Raw genomic sequence first — 17,098 nt, 5'->3', positions numbered from 1 at the left:
TGAATGCCGGCTTTTTCCCAAGGCTTGGAGCGGGCACTGCATCAGGCGCTTACGTTCGCCAATGAGCGCCACCATGAGTATGCAACGCTCGAGCATTTGCTTCTTGCGCTGATCGACGATTCGGACGCCGCAGCCGTGATGCGCGCCTGCAATGTCGACCTGGATGCGCTCAAGGAGACAGTGATCAAATACATTGACGGCGAGCTCGACAACCTTGTCACGGGCTACGATGAGGATTCCAAGCCGACTGCCGGGTTTCAGCGCGTTATCCAGCGCGCCGTCATCCATGTGCAATCGTCGGGACGCGAAGAAGTGTCGGGCGCCAATGTGCTCGTTGCGATCTTTGCCGAACGCGAGAGCCATGCAGCCTATTTTCTGCAGGAACAGCAGATGACGCGTTACGACGCGGTCAATTATATCAGTCACGGCATCGCCAAACGGCCTGGCGGGTCGGAGGCAAGAACGCCGCGTGGTGCAGAAGACGAGGAGTCCGGCGCACCTGGTGCAGAGGCTGAAGACGGCAACAAGAAGAAGCAGGCGCAGGATGCGCTTACGGCCTATTGTGTCAATCTCAACGAGAAGGCGCGGGCCGGGCGCATCGATCCGCTGATCGGGCGCGCGCCCGAAATCAATCGTACGATTCAGGTGCTTTGCCGCCGCTCCAAGAACAATCCGCTCTATGTTGGGGATCCCGGCGTCGGCAAGACGGCGATTGCCGAAGGGCTCGCCAAGCGCATCGTCGAGGGGGATGTGCCGGATGTGCTGGCAGACGCCACCATTTTCGCGCTCGATATGGGTTCGCTTTTGGCGGGCACCCGGTATCGCGGCGATTTTGAGGAACGTCTGAAGCAGGTTGTGAAGGAGCTGGAGGATTTTCCCGGTGCGGTTCTTTTCATTGATGAAATCCACACCGTGATTGGCGCCGGTGCGACTTCTGGCGGCGCAATGGATGCATCCAATCTCTTGAAACCCGCATTATCGTCCGGCGCGATCCGCTGTATCGGCTCGACCACCTATAAGGAGTTCCGCCAGTTCTTCGAGAAGGATCGCGCTCTGGTGCGTCGGTTCCAGAAGATCGACGTCAGCGAACCGACGGTTGAGGATGCGATCGAGATTATGAAGGGTCTGAAACCCTATTTCGAGGACTTCCACAAGGTTCGCTACACGAACGAAGCGGTGAAGGCCGCGGTCGAACTATCGGCGCGCTACATCAACGATCGCAAACTGCCAGACAAGGCGATCGACGTGTTGGACGAGACCGGTGCTTCGCAGAAGCTGCTTCCGGAAGCGAAACGCCGCAAGACGATCAACGTCAAGGAGATCGAGGCCACGATCGCTACCATGGCCCGCATTCCTCCGAAAACCGTTTCGGCCGATGACGAGAAGGTTCTGGCGACGCTTGAGGACGAACTGAAGCGTGTCGTTTACGGACAGGATGCCGCCATCACCGCGCTTTCTTCTGCGATCAAATTGGCGCGTGCCGGTCTGAGAGAGCCCGAAAAGCCGATCGGCTCCTATCTGTTCTCGGGCCCCACGGGTGTTGGCAAGACCGAGGTCGCCAAACAGCTTGCTGCATCGCTTGGCGTCGAATTGTTGCGATTCGATATGTCGGAATACATGGAGCGCCATACGGTTTCACGCCTGATCGGTGCCCCGCCGGGTTACGTCGGTTTCGATCAGGGTGGCCTGCTGACCGACGGTGTCGATCAGCATCCGCATTGCGTGCTTCTCCTCGATGAGATCGAGAAGGCGCACCCGGATCTTTTCAACATCCTCCTGCAGGTGATGGATCACGGCAAGCTCACCGATCACAATGGCAAGAGCATCGATTTCCGCAATGTGATCCTGATCATGACGACCAATGCGGGTGCAGCCGATCTCGCCAAGCCGGCCATCGGTTTCGGATCGTCGAAACGCGAAGGCGACGATATGGAGGCAATCAACCGCCTCTTCACGCCGGAATTCCGCAACCGCCTCGACGCCGTTATCCCGTTCGGCTCTCTGCCGGTTCCGGTCATCCATCAGGTTGTGCAGAAATTCGTCATGCAGCTTGAGGCGCAGCTCGCCGAGCGCCGCGTTACCTTTGACCTGTCGGAGGAGGCGGTCGCCTGGTTGGCGGACAAGGGTTACGACGAGCGGATGGGCGCACGCCCACTTGGCCGCGTCATACAGGAGCACATCAAGAAGCCCTTGGCTGAGGAGGTGCTTTTCGGACGCCTCAAGAAGGGCGGTACGGTACGGGTTACGGTCGCAGAGGATGATGTTGGTGAGAGCGGTCTGAAACTCGATGCGGTCCCTGACGATGCTCCAATCAAGCCCCGCGACGAGGTGCCGGCCAGAAAAAAGGCAAAACCCGCTGCCAGGAAAACCCGCAAGCCCAAAGCGGCGGCGAAACCCAAGGCACAGAAGCCGAAGGAACCACCCAAGCGCAGCCTGGTGCCGCAATTGCCGCGTAAGGGTTGATGATCGGGCGCAGGCCTGAAGTGGACCAATTTCGAAGGCGTGGGTGTCCCAAGCACCCACGCCTTCGTCGTATCGCACGCCGCGTCATGCTGTGCTAGGTCGTGCGCCGATGAATGAGAACACGACAGCCGAATCAGGCAGCGAAGAAAGCCACATCAGCTGGTATCTGCGGGGGGTGCGCCGCTGCTTCTCGGTTCCCGGCCTGGTGCTTGTGAGCGCCTTTGTGGGTTTTGCCGGCCTTGCACGCGAGGCCGGGCTTACCTTGCCGCAGACTGTTTTCATGACTGGTGTTGTTTGGGCATTGCCTGCACAGGTGGTGCTGATCGGCGCGATGATCGCCGGCAACAGCCTCATTGCTGCAGCCTTCGCCGTCGCGCTTTCCTCGGTACGTCTGGCTCCGATGGTTGTTGCCTTGACCCCGGAGATGCGCGGGCCGCGTACCCGGAAATGGGTGCTGTACGCTCTTTCACACTTCGTGGCGATTACTTCATGGGTTCTCGCCATGGAGAGTTTCAGGAATGTGCCGCGGGATCTCAGAACGGCCTATTACACCGGTATCGGAACCACGCTTGTGCTGGTGAATATGGGTGTGGTGGCGACCGTTTTCCTTCTTGCCGAAAGTCTGCCGGTGCAAGTGACGGCAGCGCTTTTCTTCCTGACGCCGATTTACTTCCTGACATCTCTCTGGGGCTCGGCGCGTGAACGGGCAGGGCACGTGGCGATGGTTCTGGGACTGCTCAGCGGACCGGTGTTTCACTTGCTGCTGCCCGGTTTCGACCTTCTTGCCGCAGGCTGCATTGCCGGTGGCGCCGCCTATGTCTGGCACCGCACGCGTCTGAAACGAGGGACAGGCAAGTGAGTTTCGACGCGCTCGATGCCTGGTGGTGGCCCTATCTGTTCATTCTTCTTGCCGGTTGGCTTGCAACCGATACCTGGCGCTACCTGGGTGTCTATCTCGGCGGCAAGATGTCTGATGAATCCGACATCCTCGTCTTCGTGCGCTGTATCGCGACCGCCCTCGTGGCTGCCGTGATCGCCAATCTCATCGTGTTTCCTTCCGGCGCGCTCGCCGATTCTTCCCTTGCGCTGCGGGTGGGGGCGGCCATCGCAGGATTTGCCGCCTACCTCCTGTCACGCAAACAAATTCTCGCCGGGATCGCCGTCGCCGAAGCTGTTCTTCTGATCGGGCTTTACCTGATCGGCTGATGACTGCCGCTCCTGGGGCGATCTCCCCTAGAGCTGGGCGCGGATTTTCTCCGCCTGCTCTGCAAGAACGGCATGATCCGCCATCTCGCCGGTGTGCGGGCGCAGGGCAACCCCGTCAAAGCGCGGAATGATGTGGACGTGAAGATGGAACACGACCTGGCCCCCCGCCTGCTCGTTGAACTGCTGAATGGTCACGCCATCTGCGTTGAAGGCAGCTTTTGTCGCGCGCGCAAGTTTCTGCACGGTGCGCATCACGGCCGCAAGACTGTCTTCCTCTACGTCGAGGATATTTCGCGCGGGTCTTTTAGGGATCACCAGACAATGGCCATCGCCACGCGGCATGATATCCATTAACGCGAATGTTTCGTCGTCTTCATAGAGCTTGTGAGAGGGAAGTTCGCCACGCAGAATTTTGGCGAAAACGTTGTCCTTGTCATAGGCGGCACTGGTCATGGGAACCTCTCGTCTCGGGCAATTGCGGCGGCATTTTTCTGCGCTAATGTCCGTGCCGTCAACTCCTGACACAGGCCGATTCGCCGGGGTTTTCCAAGCCGGGTTTTTAAAAGGTGCAGAGCGTGACCTATCTTTATCTGATCGTTGCCATTCTTTTCGAGGTGGTTGCGACAACCGCACTTAAGCAGACGGAAGGGTTCACGCGCCTCGCACCTTCACTGGTCACGCTCATCGGCTATGCGGTTGCCTTCTTTTTCCTCTCGTTGACACTGCGCACCATGTCGGTCGGCATCGTTTATGCGTTATGGTCAGGCGCCGGGATCGTGTTCATCACCGCCATCGGCTGGCTGTGGTTTCAGCAGGCGCTCGATGTGCCGGCACTCCTGGGCGTCGGTCTCATCATTGCTGGTGTACTGGTGATCAATCTCTTCTCGAAATCCGTCATGCACTGATCAGGCTCAGCCTTTGCGAAACGGAGTGTGCGCTTCCAGAACGCGTTGGATTTCTGCCACGTCGCGCCGCTCCATCTCCAGATATTGTGCCACCGCGCGACGCAGGCCGGGATGGGGAATGAAATGGGCCGACCGCGTGGTGACCGGCTCGTAGCCGCGCGCGAGCTTGTGCTCGCCCTGTGCCCCGGCTTCCACCCGCCACAGCCCGCGCGCAATGGCAAACTCGATCGCCTGATGATAGCAGACCTCGAAATGCAGAAAGGGGTGGTGTTCGATGCACCCCCAGTTTCGACCGAACAACGTGTCTGAGCCAATGAAGTTGATGGCGCCGGCAATGTAGCGCCCATTCCTTCGCGCCATGACCAGGAGGATGTCGTCGGCCATGCGTTCGCCGATCAGCGAAAAGAAGCGGCGGTTGAGATAGGGCCGGCCCCACTTGCGATTTCCCGTGTCCGTGTAGAATTTAAAAAAATCGTCCCATACGGCCTCGGTAAGGTCACGGCCTGTCAGCCAATCGATCCCGATCGCGTTTTCGACAGCGGTGCGACGCTCCTTTTTAAGGGCCTTGCGTTTGCGTGAAGTGAGTGTGTCGAGAAAATCATCATAGGTGCGGTAGTCGCGGTTGAAAAAATGGAACTGCTGGTCGGTTCGCAAGAGAAACCCTGCGCATTTGAGCGCCGCGATGTCGTCGCCGGTTGCAAAGGTCACATGGGCCGATGAAATGCCGAGCCTCTCCGTCAGCGTCCTGATCCCTTCGGCGAGCGCCTGCCGAACGGTTTCCAGAGGCGCGCCGTCGCGAACCAGAAGGCGGGGACCGCCCGCAGGGGTGAAAGGTATTGAAATCTGCAGTTTTGGATAATACCGGCCGCCGGCACGTTCGAAAGCATCTGCCCAGCCGTGGTCGAAAACATATTCTCCCTGGCTGTGCGATTTTAGGTAACACGGAACCGCGCCGAGCAGGGTGCCCTCGCTGGACCGCAGAAGCAGGTGCTGACCCAGCCATCCGCTTTCGCGCACAGCACACCCGCTGTCTTCCAGGCTAGAAAGAAAGGCGTGGGACACGAAGGGATTGTAGGAGGTTTCCGCCGCGTCCCGGCGAGCTCCGGTAAGTGGCGCCCAGTCGGCTTCCGGCACATCGGCGAGCGACGGCGAAACCGTTAGCGTCACTTCGCCCGACATGGACGCATCCGTTTTTGCTTTCGTCATAGGTTTAACTAAGCGCGCATGGGGAGCGCTTCAAGAGGTCCGCCACGCGGCGGCGGTCAGGGCGTGAACCCTTCGAAGGTCATCTGATCGGCGTATGCAAAGGTACGTTTGATGGCCTCCGGATCGCGCACCGTCCACGTGATGACAGGCATGGAAAGGCGCTCGCGCACGAAGGTGACAAACGGGTTCGGCAATTCATCCACTGCGTATGATACGAAGGAAATATCATGCGCCAGCATGGAAAAATGTCCCTCCATCGCTGCTGGGGAAGGCCCCTCCGCCGTCAGCCCGCGTGGCAGATGGGGAGCAAAATGTGCGAGCTGGCGGACGAGGCGGTGATCAAAAGACATCAGGGCGACCGAGCCGGAATACCCCCGCAGTGCTTCAGTCACGTTGGCGACAAGTGCATCGTCATGCCCTTCTGCGCCCTTCAGCTCGATCACCACCGGAACACGCCCCGCCACCAGTGTGAGCATCTCGCGCAGCGTTGGCACATGATCGGCGGTGTCGCCGACCTTTAATGCGCCCATCTCGATCGCCAGTTTTCCTGCGATCGTTCCATCCTGCCCTGTCAGTCGACGCAGCGCATGATCGTGGAAGACCATGGGAACACCGTCAGATGATAGATGCACGTCACATTCGATGGAATAACCGGCACTAGCGGCTGCCTCAAACGCCGAAAGCGTGTTTTCCCAGCGCGCATGGTTCATGTCATGCAGACCGCGATGCGCTATGGGGCGTGCGGTCAGCCAGTCCAGAACGGGCATTATTCGGCGACCTCGATAATGGCGTCTATTTCGACCGGCGCATTCATGGGCAAGGAAGCCATGCCGACAGCAGCGCGCGCGTGGCGTCCGCGATCTCCAAGAGCGGCCACAAGGAAATCCGAAGCACCGTTGGCGACGAGATGCTGGTCGGTAAAATCCGGGGTCGAGGCCACATAGACGGAAATGCGGACCACACGCTTGATCCGTTCCAGATCGCCAAGTGCTGCCCGTGCCTGTGCGAGCACATTAACCGTACACCATTTGGCTGCCAGCTTGCCGGCCTCGGTTCCCAGTTCACGTCCAAGAAGCCCCATCGCCATCAGCTTGCCGTCCTTGATGGGAAGCTGTCCGGAGGTCATCAGCAACGATCCGGTCTGCACAAAGGGCACGTAATTAGCCACAGGCGCTGCCGCTTCGGGCAGTTCGACACCCAGTTCCAGCAATCTTTTCTCGATTTCACGTGCCATATTGGTCTCCCGGCATTTCAATGTGTGTCACCACGGCAAATCCGTAGCAGGCAAAACTAAACGTCAGTTGCGACACTTTCGCAATCATATCCACACTGAGGGGGAATGTGCCGCAGGGGGAGAGGTTGCATATTTGCCACGCTTCCGCCACGACTCTCGTTCAAACGGAACCATCCAGACGGTCACGATGTGCTCCGACCGTAAAATGCCGAATACCGGAGGTCGTTCATGCGCTCATTGCGCCTTTTTGCCTTGGCCCTGTTTTCTGTTCCGGTCGCTGGGGCAAGCCTCGCTCAGGCGGCGCCGAAATTGCTGCCGCATCGGGCCATTTATGACCTCTCACTGGAGCAGGCGAGCGATCGATCGGGCATAAACGGCATTTCCGGGCGCATGGTCTACGAGTTCGCCGGGTCGGTCTGTGAGGGGTACACCACCACCTTTCGTTTCGTCATGCGTCTGGAAACGGATGATGCATCGCGGCTTTCGGACCAGCAGACCACCACCTATGAGGATGGTGAAGGAAAGGTCTTCCAGTTCGTCAACAAGATGTATCTCGACAACATGCTGGACCGGGAGGTGAAGGGTGTCGCCCGTCTGGAAGAGGGCGAGACGCTGGTGGAGCTGTCCAGGCCTGAACGTCGCAGCGAGAAGCTCGAGCGGACACAGTTTCCCGTACGGCACATGAAAGAAGTGTTGGCAAAGGCCGAATCCGGCGGCGGCTTCTATCAGACCACGCTCTACGACAGCTCCGAAGATGCTGATCGGGTGATGATGACCTCGGTAACGATCGGCAAGGCGAAACCAATTGAGAAAAACGACCCGGAGCGATCGGCCGCCGCTCGGCTCGAGAACCAGTCCTACTGGCCGGTAAGCATTGCCTATTTCGATCCAACCGAGGAGCGTGGCGAGGCTTTGCCCGATTACGAGATAAGTTTTTTACTGCATGAGAGCGGCGTCACGCGAAGCCTCGAGATGAACTATGATGAGTTTTCGATTCGCGGCCAGCTTGTCGATCTGACGATGTTCGATGAGACGAAAGACGGGGCCGATTGCACCAAATAGGCCCATTTGCCGGCCAAACGCTTGCATTATGCGCCATAAGCTTCTATATGCGCGCGCATTCCACACACGGATCTTGGTTCCGGTCGGGAGACATCCGACCAGCGCCTCCGGTGGCGGTTTCCGCCTGACGGTCCGTGGAGGTTCAACCGGAAAGGATAACGAATGGCACTGCCCGATATCAGCATGCGCCAGCTTCTGGAAGCTGGTGTTCACTTTGGTCACCAGACCCACCGCTGGAACCCGAAGATGTCCAACTACATCTTTGGTGCCCGCAACAATGTTCACATCATCGACCTCAGCCAGACCGTGCCACTGATGCACCAGGCGCTGAAGACCGTCTCAGACACCGTCGCCAAGGGCGGCCGTATTCTGTTCGTTGGCACCAAGCGTCAGGCGTCCGAGATCGTTGCCGATTCTGCCAGGCGTTCGGCACAGTATTATGTGAATGCCCGTTGGCTCGGCGGCATGCTGACCAACTGGAAGACGATCTCCAACTCGATCCAGCGTTTGCGCAAGCTCGACGAACTGCTCGCAGCCGATGCTCAGGGCTTCACCAAAAAGGAGCGCCTGAATCTGGAGCGCGAGCGTGAGAAGCTCGACCGTGCTCTCGGGGGTATTCGCGACATGGGTTCCACGCCGGACCTGATGTTCGTGATCGACACCAACAAGGAAGCGATTGCCGTGCAGGAGGCCAAGCGTCTTGGCATTCCGGTGGTCGCAATCGTCGATTCGAACTGCGATCCGGATGTCGTCGACTACCCGATTCCGGGCAACGACGATGCGGCGCGTGCTATCGCTCTTTATTGCGATCTCGTAGCCAAGGCAGCGATCGACGGCATTGAGCGCCAGCAGGGCGCCCTTGGCCTTGATATCGGCGAGGCCGTCGAGGCTCCTGCAGAGCCGACCCTCGACGATGAAGCCGCAACGCCGGCAACAGAAGAAAACAAGGACGCCTAACCAGCGCCGTTCCGAAAATGTGGGGCTGATTCCCTGCAACGGCCGCGCGGCAGACAACAGGCTTCGCGGCCGTTTTTGTTAGAGCAACTCCAGGAATGCTGCAGATCGGCTTTCCGTCCGGAGTTGCGTGAAAACAACGAGATAGAGCGTTTTCGCGTTTCAGCGAAAAGCGGAGATGCTCAACAAGATTGATGAAGAGGCGACGATGAGCATTACAGCAGCAATGGTCAAGGAACTGCGCGAGAAGAGCGGCGCAGGCATGATGGACTGCAAGACGGCCCTGACCGAGAACAATGGCGACATGGAAGCAGCCATGGACTGGCTGCGCAAGAAGGGCATTGCCAAGGCCGACAAGAAGGCTGGTCGCACGGCAGCCGAGGGCCTGATCGGCGTTGCATCCGACGCGAACAGTGCTGTCGTCGTCGAGGTCAATTCCGAGACCGACTTCGTTGCCCGCAATGATGCCTTCCAGGCACTGGTGAGCAACATCGCTACCGTCGCTCTCGGTACGGACGGCTCGATCGAGACAGTTTCCTCCGCAACTTACCCCGCCACGGGAAAGTCTGTAGCCGACACGGTAAAGGACGCCATCGGCACGATCGGCGAGAACATGACGCTGCGCCGTTCGGCCAGGCTGTCCGTCGAAAATGGTGCAGTTGCAAGCTATGTCCACAATGCCGTGACCGACGGTCTTGGCAAGCTCGGTGTGCTGGTGGCCATCGAGACCTCGGGCAATGCCGACGCGGCCCGTGCTTTCGGCCGTCAGGTCGCCATGCATGTGGCAGCGACCAATCCGCTGGCTCTGACCGAAGCCGATGTCGATCCGGCAGCCGTTGCCCGTGAGAAAGACATCTTCTCCGACCAGGCTCGTCAGTCAGGCAAGCCGGAGAACATCATTGAGAAAATGGTCGAAGGCCGTCTGCGCAAGTTCTTCGAGGAGGTTGTTCTCCTGAAGCAGGCTTTCGTGATGAACCCGGACCTTACCGTCGAGAAAGCGCTTGCCGAAGCCGAAAAGGAAATCGGCGCGCCGGCAAAGATCGTGAGCTTCGTCCGTTTCGCGCTTGGTGAAGGCATCGAGCGTGAGGAGACCGACTTCGCGGCTGAAGTGGCTGCTGCCGTCAAGTCCTGAGACCGGCGAATAGCTGTTTGAAGACGAAGGGCGCCGCGTGACAACGCGGCGCCCTTCGTGTAACGCAGGGTCAAATTTGGAGACTTTGAAGATGACCGAGAAACGCTACCGGCGCGTTGTCCTGAAAGCATCCGGCGAGGCCCTGATGGGCGAGCAGGGGTTCGGCATCGATGTGTCTGTGGTGGACCGCATCGCTCGCGATATTCTGGAAGCGCGCAGGTTGGGCGTCGAAGTCGGAGTCGTTATCGGCGGGGGTAACATCTTCCGGGGCGTTGCAGTGGCCTCCAAGGGCGGCGACCGGGTGACGGGCGATCACATGGGCATGCTCGCCACCGTCATCAATTCTCTGGCGCTGCGCACTTCTCTGGTGAAGATGGGTGTCGATGCCGTGGTCATGTCAGCCATTGCCATGCCCGAGCTCTGCGAGAGCTTCTCACAGCGCCAGGCCACGAGCTACATGAATGCAGGCAAGGTGGTGATTTTCGCAGGCGGCACCGGCAATCCGTTTTTCACAACGGATTCGGCGGCAGCACTCAGAGCGGCGGAGATCGGCGCGGATGCGCTCTTCAAGGGAACACAGGTCGACGGTGTCTATTCCGCCGATCCGCGCAAGGATCCGAATGCGACGCGCTACGAGCGACTCAGCCACGCTCAGGTGATCAGAGATGGCCTGGCCATCATGGATACTGCTGCGATTGCTCTTGCGCGCGAGAACCACATTCCGATAATCGTTTTCTCGATTCATGAAGAGGGCGGGTTCAACGCCATCTTGAAAGGCGGCGGACATTGCACCATCGTGTCCGATGACGCCGAACCAGAACAGCGTGCCGGTGCGTAAGGAGATTTAATGATGGCCGACGGCGTTGATTTTAAAGACCTAAAGCGGCGTATGGACGGGGCGACGAGTGCCTTCCAGCACGACTTGGCTTCGCTGAGGACGGGCCGGGCTTCCGCCAATCTTCTCGACCCGATTCAGGTGGAGGCCTATGGCTCGGCGATGCCGATCAACCAGGTTGCGACGGTTTCTGTACCGGAGCCGCGCATGATCTCGGTCGCGGTCTGGGATCAGAGCATGATCAACGCCGTGGACAGGGCCATCCGCGAATCGAATCTCGGTTTCAACCCGATCATGGACGGATCGACGCTGCGTATTCCCTTGCCTGAGCTCAATGAGGAGCGTCGCAAGGAACTCGTCAAGATCGCGCATCAATACGCGGAAAACGCGAAGGTTGCGGCACGTCACGTGCGCCGCGACGGCATGGAGCACCTCAAAAAGGCCGAAAAGGATGGCGACATAAGCCAGGACGAGCTGCACGCGCAGTCCGATCAGGTGCAAAAGATGACGGATGAGACGATTTCGGCCATCGATAAGCTGCTCGCCGCCAAGGAAGCCGAAATCATGCAGGTTTAGCCACTGCAGCGTGCTCACGAGGCGAGGGGAGAGTAGCATTTGAAGCCGGCGCACATAGCCATAATCATGGATGGAAACGGTCGCTGGGCCGAAGCGCGGGGCCTCCCGCGCCGGGCCGGGCACCGCGCCGGTGTGGAAGCGCTGCGCAGCGCCGTGCGTTCGGCTGGCGAACTGGGCATTAATTGGCTCACCGTCTACGCTTTTTCGTCGGAAAACTGGTCGCGGCCGCCTTCTGAGGTCAACGACCTCATGGGGCTTTTGCGCCTGTTCATTCGCCGCGATCTTGCCGAGCTGCATCAGAACGGTGTTCGCGTGCGCATCATCGGCGACAGGGAGAACCTTGAAAAGGACATCAGGTCGCTGTTGCTGGAGGCGGAAAATCTCACGGCGGAGAACACCAGAATGAACCTGGTGATCGCCTTCAACTACGGCGCTCGCGACGAGATTTTGAGGGCTGCGAAAGCACTGATGCATGACGTGCAATCGGGCCGACTGGAGGCCGATGCGGTCGATCTGGAAGCTTTCGGTGGTTACCTCGATACCGCCGGTATTCCCGATCCGGATCTGATCATCAGAACAAGCGGTGAGCAGCGTCTGTCGAACTTTCTCCTTTGGCAGGCCGCTTATGCCGAGTTCGTTTTTCTGCCCTGTCATTGGCCGGATTTCGGTCGCGCGGATCTTGAAACTGCCATCACCACCTTCAATGCCCGCGAACGCCGCTTTGGCGGCGTCGGAGCGCGCGAAGCTGTCCTATGAACGGGCGTGGCGAGGGAGAAATGCCGGCGCCCCGCCGCCCGCGAAGCAATCTGCAATTGCGTATCATTTCGGCGGTCGTTCTAGGCTTCGCCGTTCTGCTGATTACCTATTTTGGCGGGTTGCCTTTTCGCCTGATGGGCGCGGCTATGGCCGGCGCGATTTTCTATGAATGGTGCGCCATGCGCCCGGAGCGAGGCGCCAGCATGCACACCGTTCTCGGTGGTACATTGCTTGCTGCGGTCATGACGTTGATGGTTTTCGACCAGTCGGCTTCGATGCTGTTTCTTGGTCTGGCGGCCGCACTTTTCATCCTCGCAATGCACGGCTGGGCATCCAGAACCGGCTTTGGAATGGTTGCAGGGCTTGCCTATGCAGCCGCGCCCACATTGGCGCTTGTTCATCTAAGGGCCGATGACCGGTCGGGGCTGTTTGCGATCCTGTTTCTGTTCGCAGTCGTCTGGACAACGGACATTATGGCCTATTTTACCGGCCGAACCCTAGGTGGGGCGAAGCTTGCCCCCTCCATCTCCCCGGGGAAGACATGGAGCGGCGCGGTCGGCGGCACGGTTTTCGCCGTGCTTGCAGGCGGCGCATTCGCACTCCATGAGAGTGCGGCTCATGGCACTGTGTTGATTGCCCTTATCGCACTTGTCCTGGCGGTGATTTCGCAGATTGGCGATCTGTTCGAATCGGCCCTGAAGCGCCGCAGTGGCGTAAAGGATTCCAGCAATCTCATTCCCGGCCATGGCGGGGTGATGGACCGGGTGGACGGGCTCATGGCGGCGGCCCTTGCCCTTTATCTTCTGGCGGCGCTGTTGGGCGGAGGAGACTACCCGGCTCACGCTCTTTTCAGGTTTTAGGAACCCGGAACCATTTGCCTTGGATCTGCCGCGATGGCATGGAGTGTTGGTAAGCCGGGATTCGGGAGGCTCTTTGGGGCACGTGTCCGCGTTAACCGGAAACTTATTGGAACAATGCGGCAGACCTTCTGAAAGTCCCGATAGTTTTTCCAGATTGAAACACTGAAGCAAACCGCGATCGAGTGAGACTGACGTGATCGACTTTATGACTTCCATTTTCAGCACGAACGGCCTTTTGGTCGGAACGATCATCCCGTTCCTGTTCGTTCTGACTGTGGTCGTGTTCGTTCATGAAATGGGACACTATCTCGTCGGCCGCTGGTGCGGCATTGGGGTGAAGGCGTTCTCGATCGGTTTTGGCCCTGAGCTCTTTGGGTTCAACGACCGGCACGGCACACGCTGGAAACTGTCGGCGATCCCCCTCGGGGGGTATGTGAAGTTCACCGGCGACATGTCGGTGACCAGCACGCCCGACCCCGAATCAACCGAGCATCTGTCGCCCGACGAGTTGCGTGTGGCCTTCCACACCCAGCCTGTATGGAAGCGTGCGGCGACGGTGTTCGCCGGTCCATTCTTCAATTTTCTTCTCACCATAGCCGTGTTCGCGGTCATGTTTGCTGGCTTCGGTCGGTATGTCATGGAGCCGATGGTCGCCGAAGTGCGGCCGGATACGCCTGCCGCCATCGCCGGATTTCAGCCCGGCGACCGGTTTGTCTCCGTCGATGGCACCCAGGTGCGCACTTTCGGCGATGTCCAGCGTATCGTTTCAGGGCGCGCAGGCGATGAATTGGCGTTCATTGTTCGCCGGGGCGAAGAGGAAGTGGTCCTGAAAGCCACGCCTGAGCTTCTCGAACAGAAGGATGCCCTGGGCAACACAGTGCGGATTGGCGTGATCGGTGTCGTCAACGATCAGGAGATGGGCCAGCCCCGCCTGATCGAGTTCGGTCCCATCGAGGCGCTCGGTGAAGCGGTGCGTGAAACCGGCTATGTGATCTACCGCACCGGCCAGTTTCTCAAGCGCTTCGTGGCCGGCCGGGAAGATCGATGCCAGCTTGGCGGGCCGGTCAAGATCGCGGACATGGCCGGAAAAGCGGCTCAACTCGGGTTCGAATGGCTGGTGCAACTTGTTGCATTATTGTCAGTCGGGATAGGCGTTCTTAATCTTTTGCCCATTCCCCCCCTTGATGGCGGGCATCTGGTGTTCTACGCCATAGAAGCTGTGATGCGCCGTCCCGTGTCCGAGAAGGTCATGGACGCGGTTTACCGTGTTGGTCTGTTCGCCGTTCTCGCATTCATGGGGTTTGTTTTTTGGAACGACCTGTTTGGATGCTAGGGAGGCGCGGGAAGGCAAAATGTGTAAAAATTGAGACGATATTTACCATGGCTTTGATTTTGGCGTGACGCGAATGCCACTAAGCGGTGGTTCGTAAACGCAAATTAACCAGAAGGCTTGCGTGTAGGAAAAATCTGGCTATTAGGTTAGCTGCTTTGCAAGATTGTTCCTATTTCTCGCTGCGGGGACAAAGAGAATAGAGGTTTTCAAGCCCAATGAAGGCATCTTCGAGCTTTAAGAACGCCGTTTCGGCAGTGGCCCTCTCGGCGGGGTTGGCGATGACGGGGACGATCGCCGTCGAGCTGGCCACGATGGAGGCGGCGCATGCTGCCACGGTCAGCCGAATCGAGGTGCGTGGAAACCGTCGCGTCGACGCGGAAACCATTCGCAATTACATCAACATCCGCCCGGGGCGTTCCTTCTCGCAGGACGATGTCAACGACGCCGTCAAGCGGCTCTTCGCCACCGGCCTTTTTGCGGATGTGTCGATCAGTCAGTCGGGCGGGGCGCTGGTCGTCACTGTCGACGAGTACTCGATCGTCAATCAGGTGATCTTCCAGGGCAACAAGAAGATCAAGGATGCGAATCTGGCGCGCGCCGTACAGCTGCAGCCTCGCAAGTCCTTCTCCAATCAGGCGCTTCAGGCTGATGAGGAGACCATCCGCGAAGCCTATCGGCGCATTGGTCGCGACGACGCGACCGTCAGCGGACGCACCCAGGAACTCGAGGATGGCCGCGTCAATGTCATCTTCGAGGTGCAGGAAGGTGGACGCACGAAGATTGCCGCGATCAATTTCGTCGGCAACAATGCATTCCGCGATGGCCGTCTGAAAGACGTGATTTCGACGAAGCAGTCGAACTTCCTTTCCTTCCTGCTGCGCAATGACATCTATGATGACAACCGTCTGCGCGCGGACGAGGAAACGCTGCGTCGTTTCTATTACAATCGCGGCTATGCGGATTTCCGTGTTATTTCCTCGACTGCCGATCTCGACGAGACCGAGAACGCTTACACCCTGACCTTTACCGTGGAAGAGGGCGAGCGCTATCGCTTTGGCAATATCGATGTCGAGAGCACGATCTCCGGCATTGATCCGGAAACCCTGCGTTCGCAGATCGAGACCCGTCAGGGCAGTGTCTACAGCGCCAAGAATGTCGAAGATTCCATTATCGCCCTGACCGAGCATGTCGCTGGCATGGGCTATGCGTTTGCGCAGGTCACGCCCCGTGGCAACCGCAATTTCGAAACCCGTGAGATCGATGTCGTCTATTCGATCGATGAGGGACCGCGCGCCTACATTCAGCGCATCGAAATCCGCGGCAACCAGCGTACGCGCGACTATGTCATCCGCCGTGAGTTCGACCTGAGCGAAGGCGATGCCTTCAACCAGGTGCTGGTGCAGCGTGCCAAGCGCCGTCTTGAAGCGCTGAACTTCTTCCAGACGGTCAATATCTCGACCGTTCCGGGGTCGCAGCCCGATCAGGTCATTCTGGTCGTTGATGTGGTTGAGAAATCGACCGGTGAATTCTCCATCGGTGCTGGCTACTCAACCAGCGGTGGGGTCGACAGCAGCGGCGGTTTCTCCGTGGAAGGCTCTGTCACGGAGCGCAACTTCCTGGGCCGCGGCCAGTATGTTCGCGTAGCCGCAGGCGGCGGCAAGGATTCGCGCGACTATTCGTTCTCGTTCACCGAGCCATATTTCCTCGGTCGCCGCATCTCGGCCGGTTTCGATGTTTATCGCCGCACCCGCAAGTTCGACGACAAGTATGAGCGCGACACGACAGGTGCGACGGTTCGCTTCGGTCTTCCGATCACCGAAGCACTGTCCACGCAGCTTGCCTACAACCTCTCTCAGGAAGAGTACACCGGCATTGGAAGCTGTGAAGATCCGAGTGCTCCGGGGTGCGATCTTGCCACGGCGCTCGTTCAGGCAATCGATCAGGAAAAGTGGATCAAGTCGTCCGTCAGCGGTTCGCTGATCTACAACACGATCGACGACATGAAGAACCCGCATTCGGGTCTTTATGCGAACCTGACGCTCGAGGTCGCTGGCCTTGGCGGCGACGCCAAGTTCGTGAAGGCGACCGCGCGCGGCACCTATTATCACACCTTGTCGGAAGAGCTTGACCTGGTCGGCCTCTTCACGGTGGGAGCCGGTCACATTCAGGCGCTTGATGGCGAACTGCGCGTGTTCGACCATTTCTCGAGCAGCGACCGCATCATTCGCGGCTTTGACTACAACGGCATTGGTCCGTATGACACTGCCACCGGCGATCATCTGGGCGGCACGACCTATTTCAATGCCTCCGCGGAAGCGCAGTTCCCGTTCCCGATCCTGCCCGAAAGCTTCGGTCTTCGTGGCGCGGTCTTTGCCGATGCCGCCACGCTTTACGGCAGCGATGTTGCCGGGGCGATCGGAACCGATATGCAGTGGCGCGCTTCGGTCGGCGCCGGCCTGATCTGGGCGTCGCCCTTCGGTCCGCTGCGTGTTGATTATGCCTACCCCGTCCTGAAGGAAGAATCCGACGACGTGGAGCATTTCAACTTCGGTATTTCGACACGCTTCTAACGGCCG

General features: G+C 59.0%; 17 protein-coding genes. 13 read left to right on the top strand and 4 right to left on the bottom strand.

What is annotated here, in order from left to right; genetic code table 11:
- The first annotated feature begins 3 nt into the window (after positions 1 to 3).
- The 3 genes from clpA (at position 4) to P2W41_RS10625 (ending at position 3,669) form a co-directional block, all read left to right on the top strand.
- Positions 4 to 2,463, top strand: a complete 2,460-nt coding sequence (gene clpA, locus P2W41_RS10635) for an ATP-dependent Clp protease ATP-binding subunit ClpA (RefSeq protein WP_292895488.1) — start codon at positions 4 to 6, stop codon at positions 2,461 to 2,463.
- A gap of 109 nt (positions 2,464 to 2,572) precedes the next feature.
- The gene (locus P2W41_RS10630; protein WP_292895490.1) at positions 2,573 to 3,322 is read left to right on the top strand and encodes an AzlC family ABC transporter permease; all 750 of its coding nucleotides are present in this window, start codon (positions 2,573 to 2,575) and stop codon (positions 3,320 to 3,322) included.
- The gene (locus tag P2W41_RS10625) at positions 3,319 to 3,669 is read left to right on the top strand and encodes an AzlD domain-containing protein (protein ID WP_404933111.1); all 351 of its coding nucleotides are present in this window, start codon (positions 3,319 to 3,321) and stop codon (positions 3,667 to 3,669) included. Before P2W41_RS10630 ends, P2W41_RS10625 begins: the two co-directional genes overlap by 4 nt.
- A 27-nt stretch (positions 3,670 to 3,696) precedes the next feature.
- Here P2W41_RS10625 and P2W41_RS10620 read toward each other — a convergent pair whose 3' ends face one another.
- A complete protein-coding gene (locus P2W41_RS10620; protein WP_292895493.1) occupies positions 3,697 to 4,122 on the bottom strand; it encodes an HIT family protein in 426 nt (141 codons plus the stop codon).
- Positions 4,123 to 4,244: 122 nt separating this feature from the next.
- Between P2W41_RS10620 and P2W41_RS10615 the strand changes: the two genes are divergently transcribed.
- On the top strand, positions 4,245 to 4,574 hold the full coding sequence (locus P2W41_RS10615; protein WP_292895495.1) for a multidrug efflux SMR transporter: 330 nt from the start codon (positions 4,245 to 4,247) through the stop codon (positions 4,572 to 4,574).
- 6 nt (positions 4,575 to 4,580) lie between these two features.
- Here the strand turns inward: P2W41_RS10615 and P2W41_RS10610 are convergent, their stop codons facing one another.
- From P2W41_RS10610 to P2W41_RS10600, 3 genes are all read right to left on the bottom strand, one after another.
- Positions 4,581 to 5,753: a GNAT family N-acetyltransferase gene (locus P2W41_RS10610; RefSeq protein ID WP_404934964.1), complete on the bottom strand. Its 1,173-nt coding sequence runs from the start codon at positions 5,751 to 5,753 to the stop codon at positions 4,581 to 4,583.
- Positions 5,754 to 5,836: 83 nt separating this feature from the next.
- Positions 5,837 to 6,547 (bottom strand): glycerophosphodiester phosphodiesterase, encoded by a 711-nt coding sequence (locus P2W41_RS10605; protein ID WP_292895497.1) that lies wholly within the window; start codon positions 6,545 to 6,547, stop codon positions 5,837 to 5,839.
- Positions 6,547 to 7,014 (bottom strand): RidA family protein, encoded by a 468-nt coding sequence (locus tag P2W41_RS10600; RefSeq protein ID WP_292895499.1) that lies wholly within the window; start codon positions 7,012 to 7,014, stop codon positions 6,547 to 6,549. Before P2W41_RS10600 ends, P2W41_RS10605 begins: the two co-directional genes overlap by 1 nt.
- A 228-nt stretch (positions 7,015 to 7,242) precedes the next feature.
- Here P2W41_RS10600 and P2W41_RS10595 point away from each other — a divergent pair, with 228 nt between their 5' ends.
- The 9 genes from P2W41_RS10595 (at position 7,243) to bamA (ending at position 17,092) form a co-directional block, all read left to right on the top strand.
- Positions 7,243 to 8,076 (top strand): cell envelope integrity EipB family protein, encoded by an 834-nt coding sequence (locus P2W41_RS10595; RefSeq protein ID WP_292895501.1) that lies wholly within the window; start codon positions 7,243 to 7,245, stop codon positions 8,074 to 8,076.
- A 162-nt stretch (positions 8,077 to 8,238) separates the two neighbouring features.
- Positions 8,239 to 9,033, top strand: a complete 795-nt coding sequence (rpsB, locus tag P2W41_RS10590; RefSeq protein WP_292895503.1) for a 30S ribosomal protein S2 — start codon at positions 8,239 to 8,241, stop codon at positions 9,031 to 9,033.
- Between the two features lie 205 nt (positions 9,034 to 9,238).
- Positions 9,239 to 10,162 carry a translation elongation factor Ts gene (gene tsf / locus P2W41_RS10585; RefSeq protein WP_404934963.1) on the top strand — a complete coding sequence of 308 codons (924 nt, stop codon included), beginning with the start codon at positions 9,239 to 9,241 and terminating at the stop codon, positions 10,160 to 10,162.
- A gap of 91 nt (positions 10,163 to 10,253) precedes the next feature.
- Complete coding sequence (pyrH, locus tag P2W41_RS10580; protein WP_292895505.1) at positions 10,254 to 11,000, top strand: UMP kinase; 747 nt, start codon at positions 10,254 to 10,256, stop codon at positions 10,998 to 11,000.
- A 12-nt stretch (positions 11,001 to 11,012) separates the two neighbouring features.
- Positions 11,013 to 11,573 (top strand): ribosome recycling factor, encoded by a 561-nt coding sequence (gene frr, locus P2W41_RS10575; RefSeq protein ID WP_292900148.1) that lies wholly within the window; start codon positions 11,013 to 11,015, stop codon positions 11,571 to 11,573.
- Positions 11,574 to 11,639: 66 nt separating this feature from the next.
- On the top strand, positions 11,640 to 12,329 hold the full coding sequence (locus P2W41_RS10570; RefSeq protein ID WP_404933108.1) for an isoprenyl transferase: 690 nt from the start codon (positions 11,640 to 11,642) through the stop codon (positions 12,327 to 12,329).
- Between the two features lie 20 nt (positions 12,330 to 12,349).
- Positions 12,350 to 13,189, top strand: a complete 840-nt coding sequence (locus tag P2W41_RS10565; protein WP_404933107.1) for a phosphatidate cytidylyltransferase — start codon at positions 12,350 to 12,352, stop codon at positions 13,187 to 13,189.
- A 193-nt stretch (positions 13,190 to 13,382) separates the two neighbouring features.
- Positions 13,383 to 14,522 (top strand): RIP metalloprotease RseP, encoded by a 1,140-nt coding sequence (gene rseP, locus P2W41_RS10560; RefSeq protein ID WP_404933106.1) that lies wholly within the window; start codon positions 13,383 to 13,385, stop codon positions 14,520 to 14,522.
- A 215-nt stretch (positions 14,523 to 14,737) separates the two neighbouring features.
- Entirely contained in the window at positions 14,738 to 17,092 is a 2,355-nt protein-coding gene (gene bamA / locus P2W41_RS10555) for an outer membrane protein assembly factor BamA (RefSeq protein WP_404933105.1), read from the top strand.
- The last annotated feature ends 6 nt before the right edge of the window (positions 17,093 to 17,098 follow it).

It is taken from the genome of Nitratireductor sp. L15S-10 (genome assembly GCF_045011005.1).
Lineage (GTDB): Bacteria > Pseudomonadota > Alphaproteobacteria > Rhizobiales > Rhizobiaceae > Nitratireductor.
Note: the sequence above shows the minus strand (reverse complement) of the source record. Positions and strands in the feature narration are given on the sequence as shown.

What these genes read in the sequence shown, in the direction of transcription:
- clpA (WP_292895488.1), top strand. Translation starts at nt 4, where the DNA reads ATGCCGGCTTTTTCCCAAGGCTTGGAGCGGGCACTGCATCAGGCGCTT.
- P2W41_RS10630 (WP_292895490.1), top strand. Translation starts at nt 2,573, where the DNA reads ATGAATGAGAACACGACAGCCGAATCAGGCAGCGAAGAAAGCCACATC.
- P2W41_RS10620 (WP_292895493.1), bottom strand. Translation starts at nt 4,122, where the DNA reads ATGACCAGTGCCGCCTATGACAAGGACAACGTTTTCGCCAAAATTCTG.
- P2W41_RS10610 (WP_404934964.1), bottom strand. Translation starts at nt 5,753, where the DNA reads ATGTCGGGCGAAGTGACGCTAACGGTTTCGCCGTCGCTCGCCGATGTG.
- P2W41_RS10605 (WP_292895497.1), bottom strand. Translation starts at nt 6,547, where the DNA reads ATGCCCGTTCTGGACTGGCTGACCGCACGCCCCATAGCGCATCGCGGT.
- P2W41_RS10600 (WP_292895499.1), bottom strand. Translation starts at nt 7,014, where the DNA reads ATGGCACGTGAAATCGAGAAAAGATTGCTGGAACTGGGTGTCGAACTG.
- P2W41_RS10595 (WP_292895501.1), top strand. Translation starts at nt 7,243, where the DNA reads ATGCGCTCATTGCGCCTTTTTGCCTTGGCCCTGTTTTCTGTTCCGGTC.
- rpsB (WP_292895503.1), top strand. Translation starts at nt 8,239, where the DNA reads ATGGCACTGCCCGATATCAGCATGCGCCAGCTTCTGGAAGCTGGTGTT.
- tsf (WP_404934963.1), top strand. Translation starts at nt 9,239, where the DNA reads ATGAGCATTACAGCAGCAATGGTCAAGGAACTGCGCGAGAAGAGCGGC.
- pyrH (WP_292895505.1), top strand. Translation starts at nt 10,254, where the DNA reads ATGACCGAGAAACGCTACCGGCGCGTTGTCCTGAAAGCATCCGGCGAG.
- frr (WP_292900148.1), top strand. Translation starts at nt 11,013, where the DNA reads ATGGCCGACGGCGTTGATTTTAAAGACCTAAAGCGGCGTATGGACGGG.
- P2W41_RS10570 (WP_404933108.1), top strand. Translation starts at nt 11,640, where the DNA reads ATGGATGGAAACGGTCGCTGGGCCGAAGCGCGGGGCCTCCCGCGCCGG.
- P2W41_RS10565 (WP_404933107.1), top strand. Translation starts at nt 12,350, where the DNA reads ATGCCGGCGCCCCGCCGCCCGCGAAGCAATCTGCAATTGCGTATCATT.
- bamA (WP_404933105.1), top strand. Translation starts at nt 14,738, where the DNA reads ATGAAGGCATCTTCGAGCTTTAAGAACGCCGTTTCGGCAGTGGCCCTC.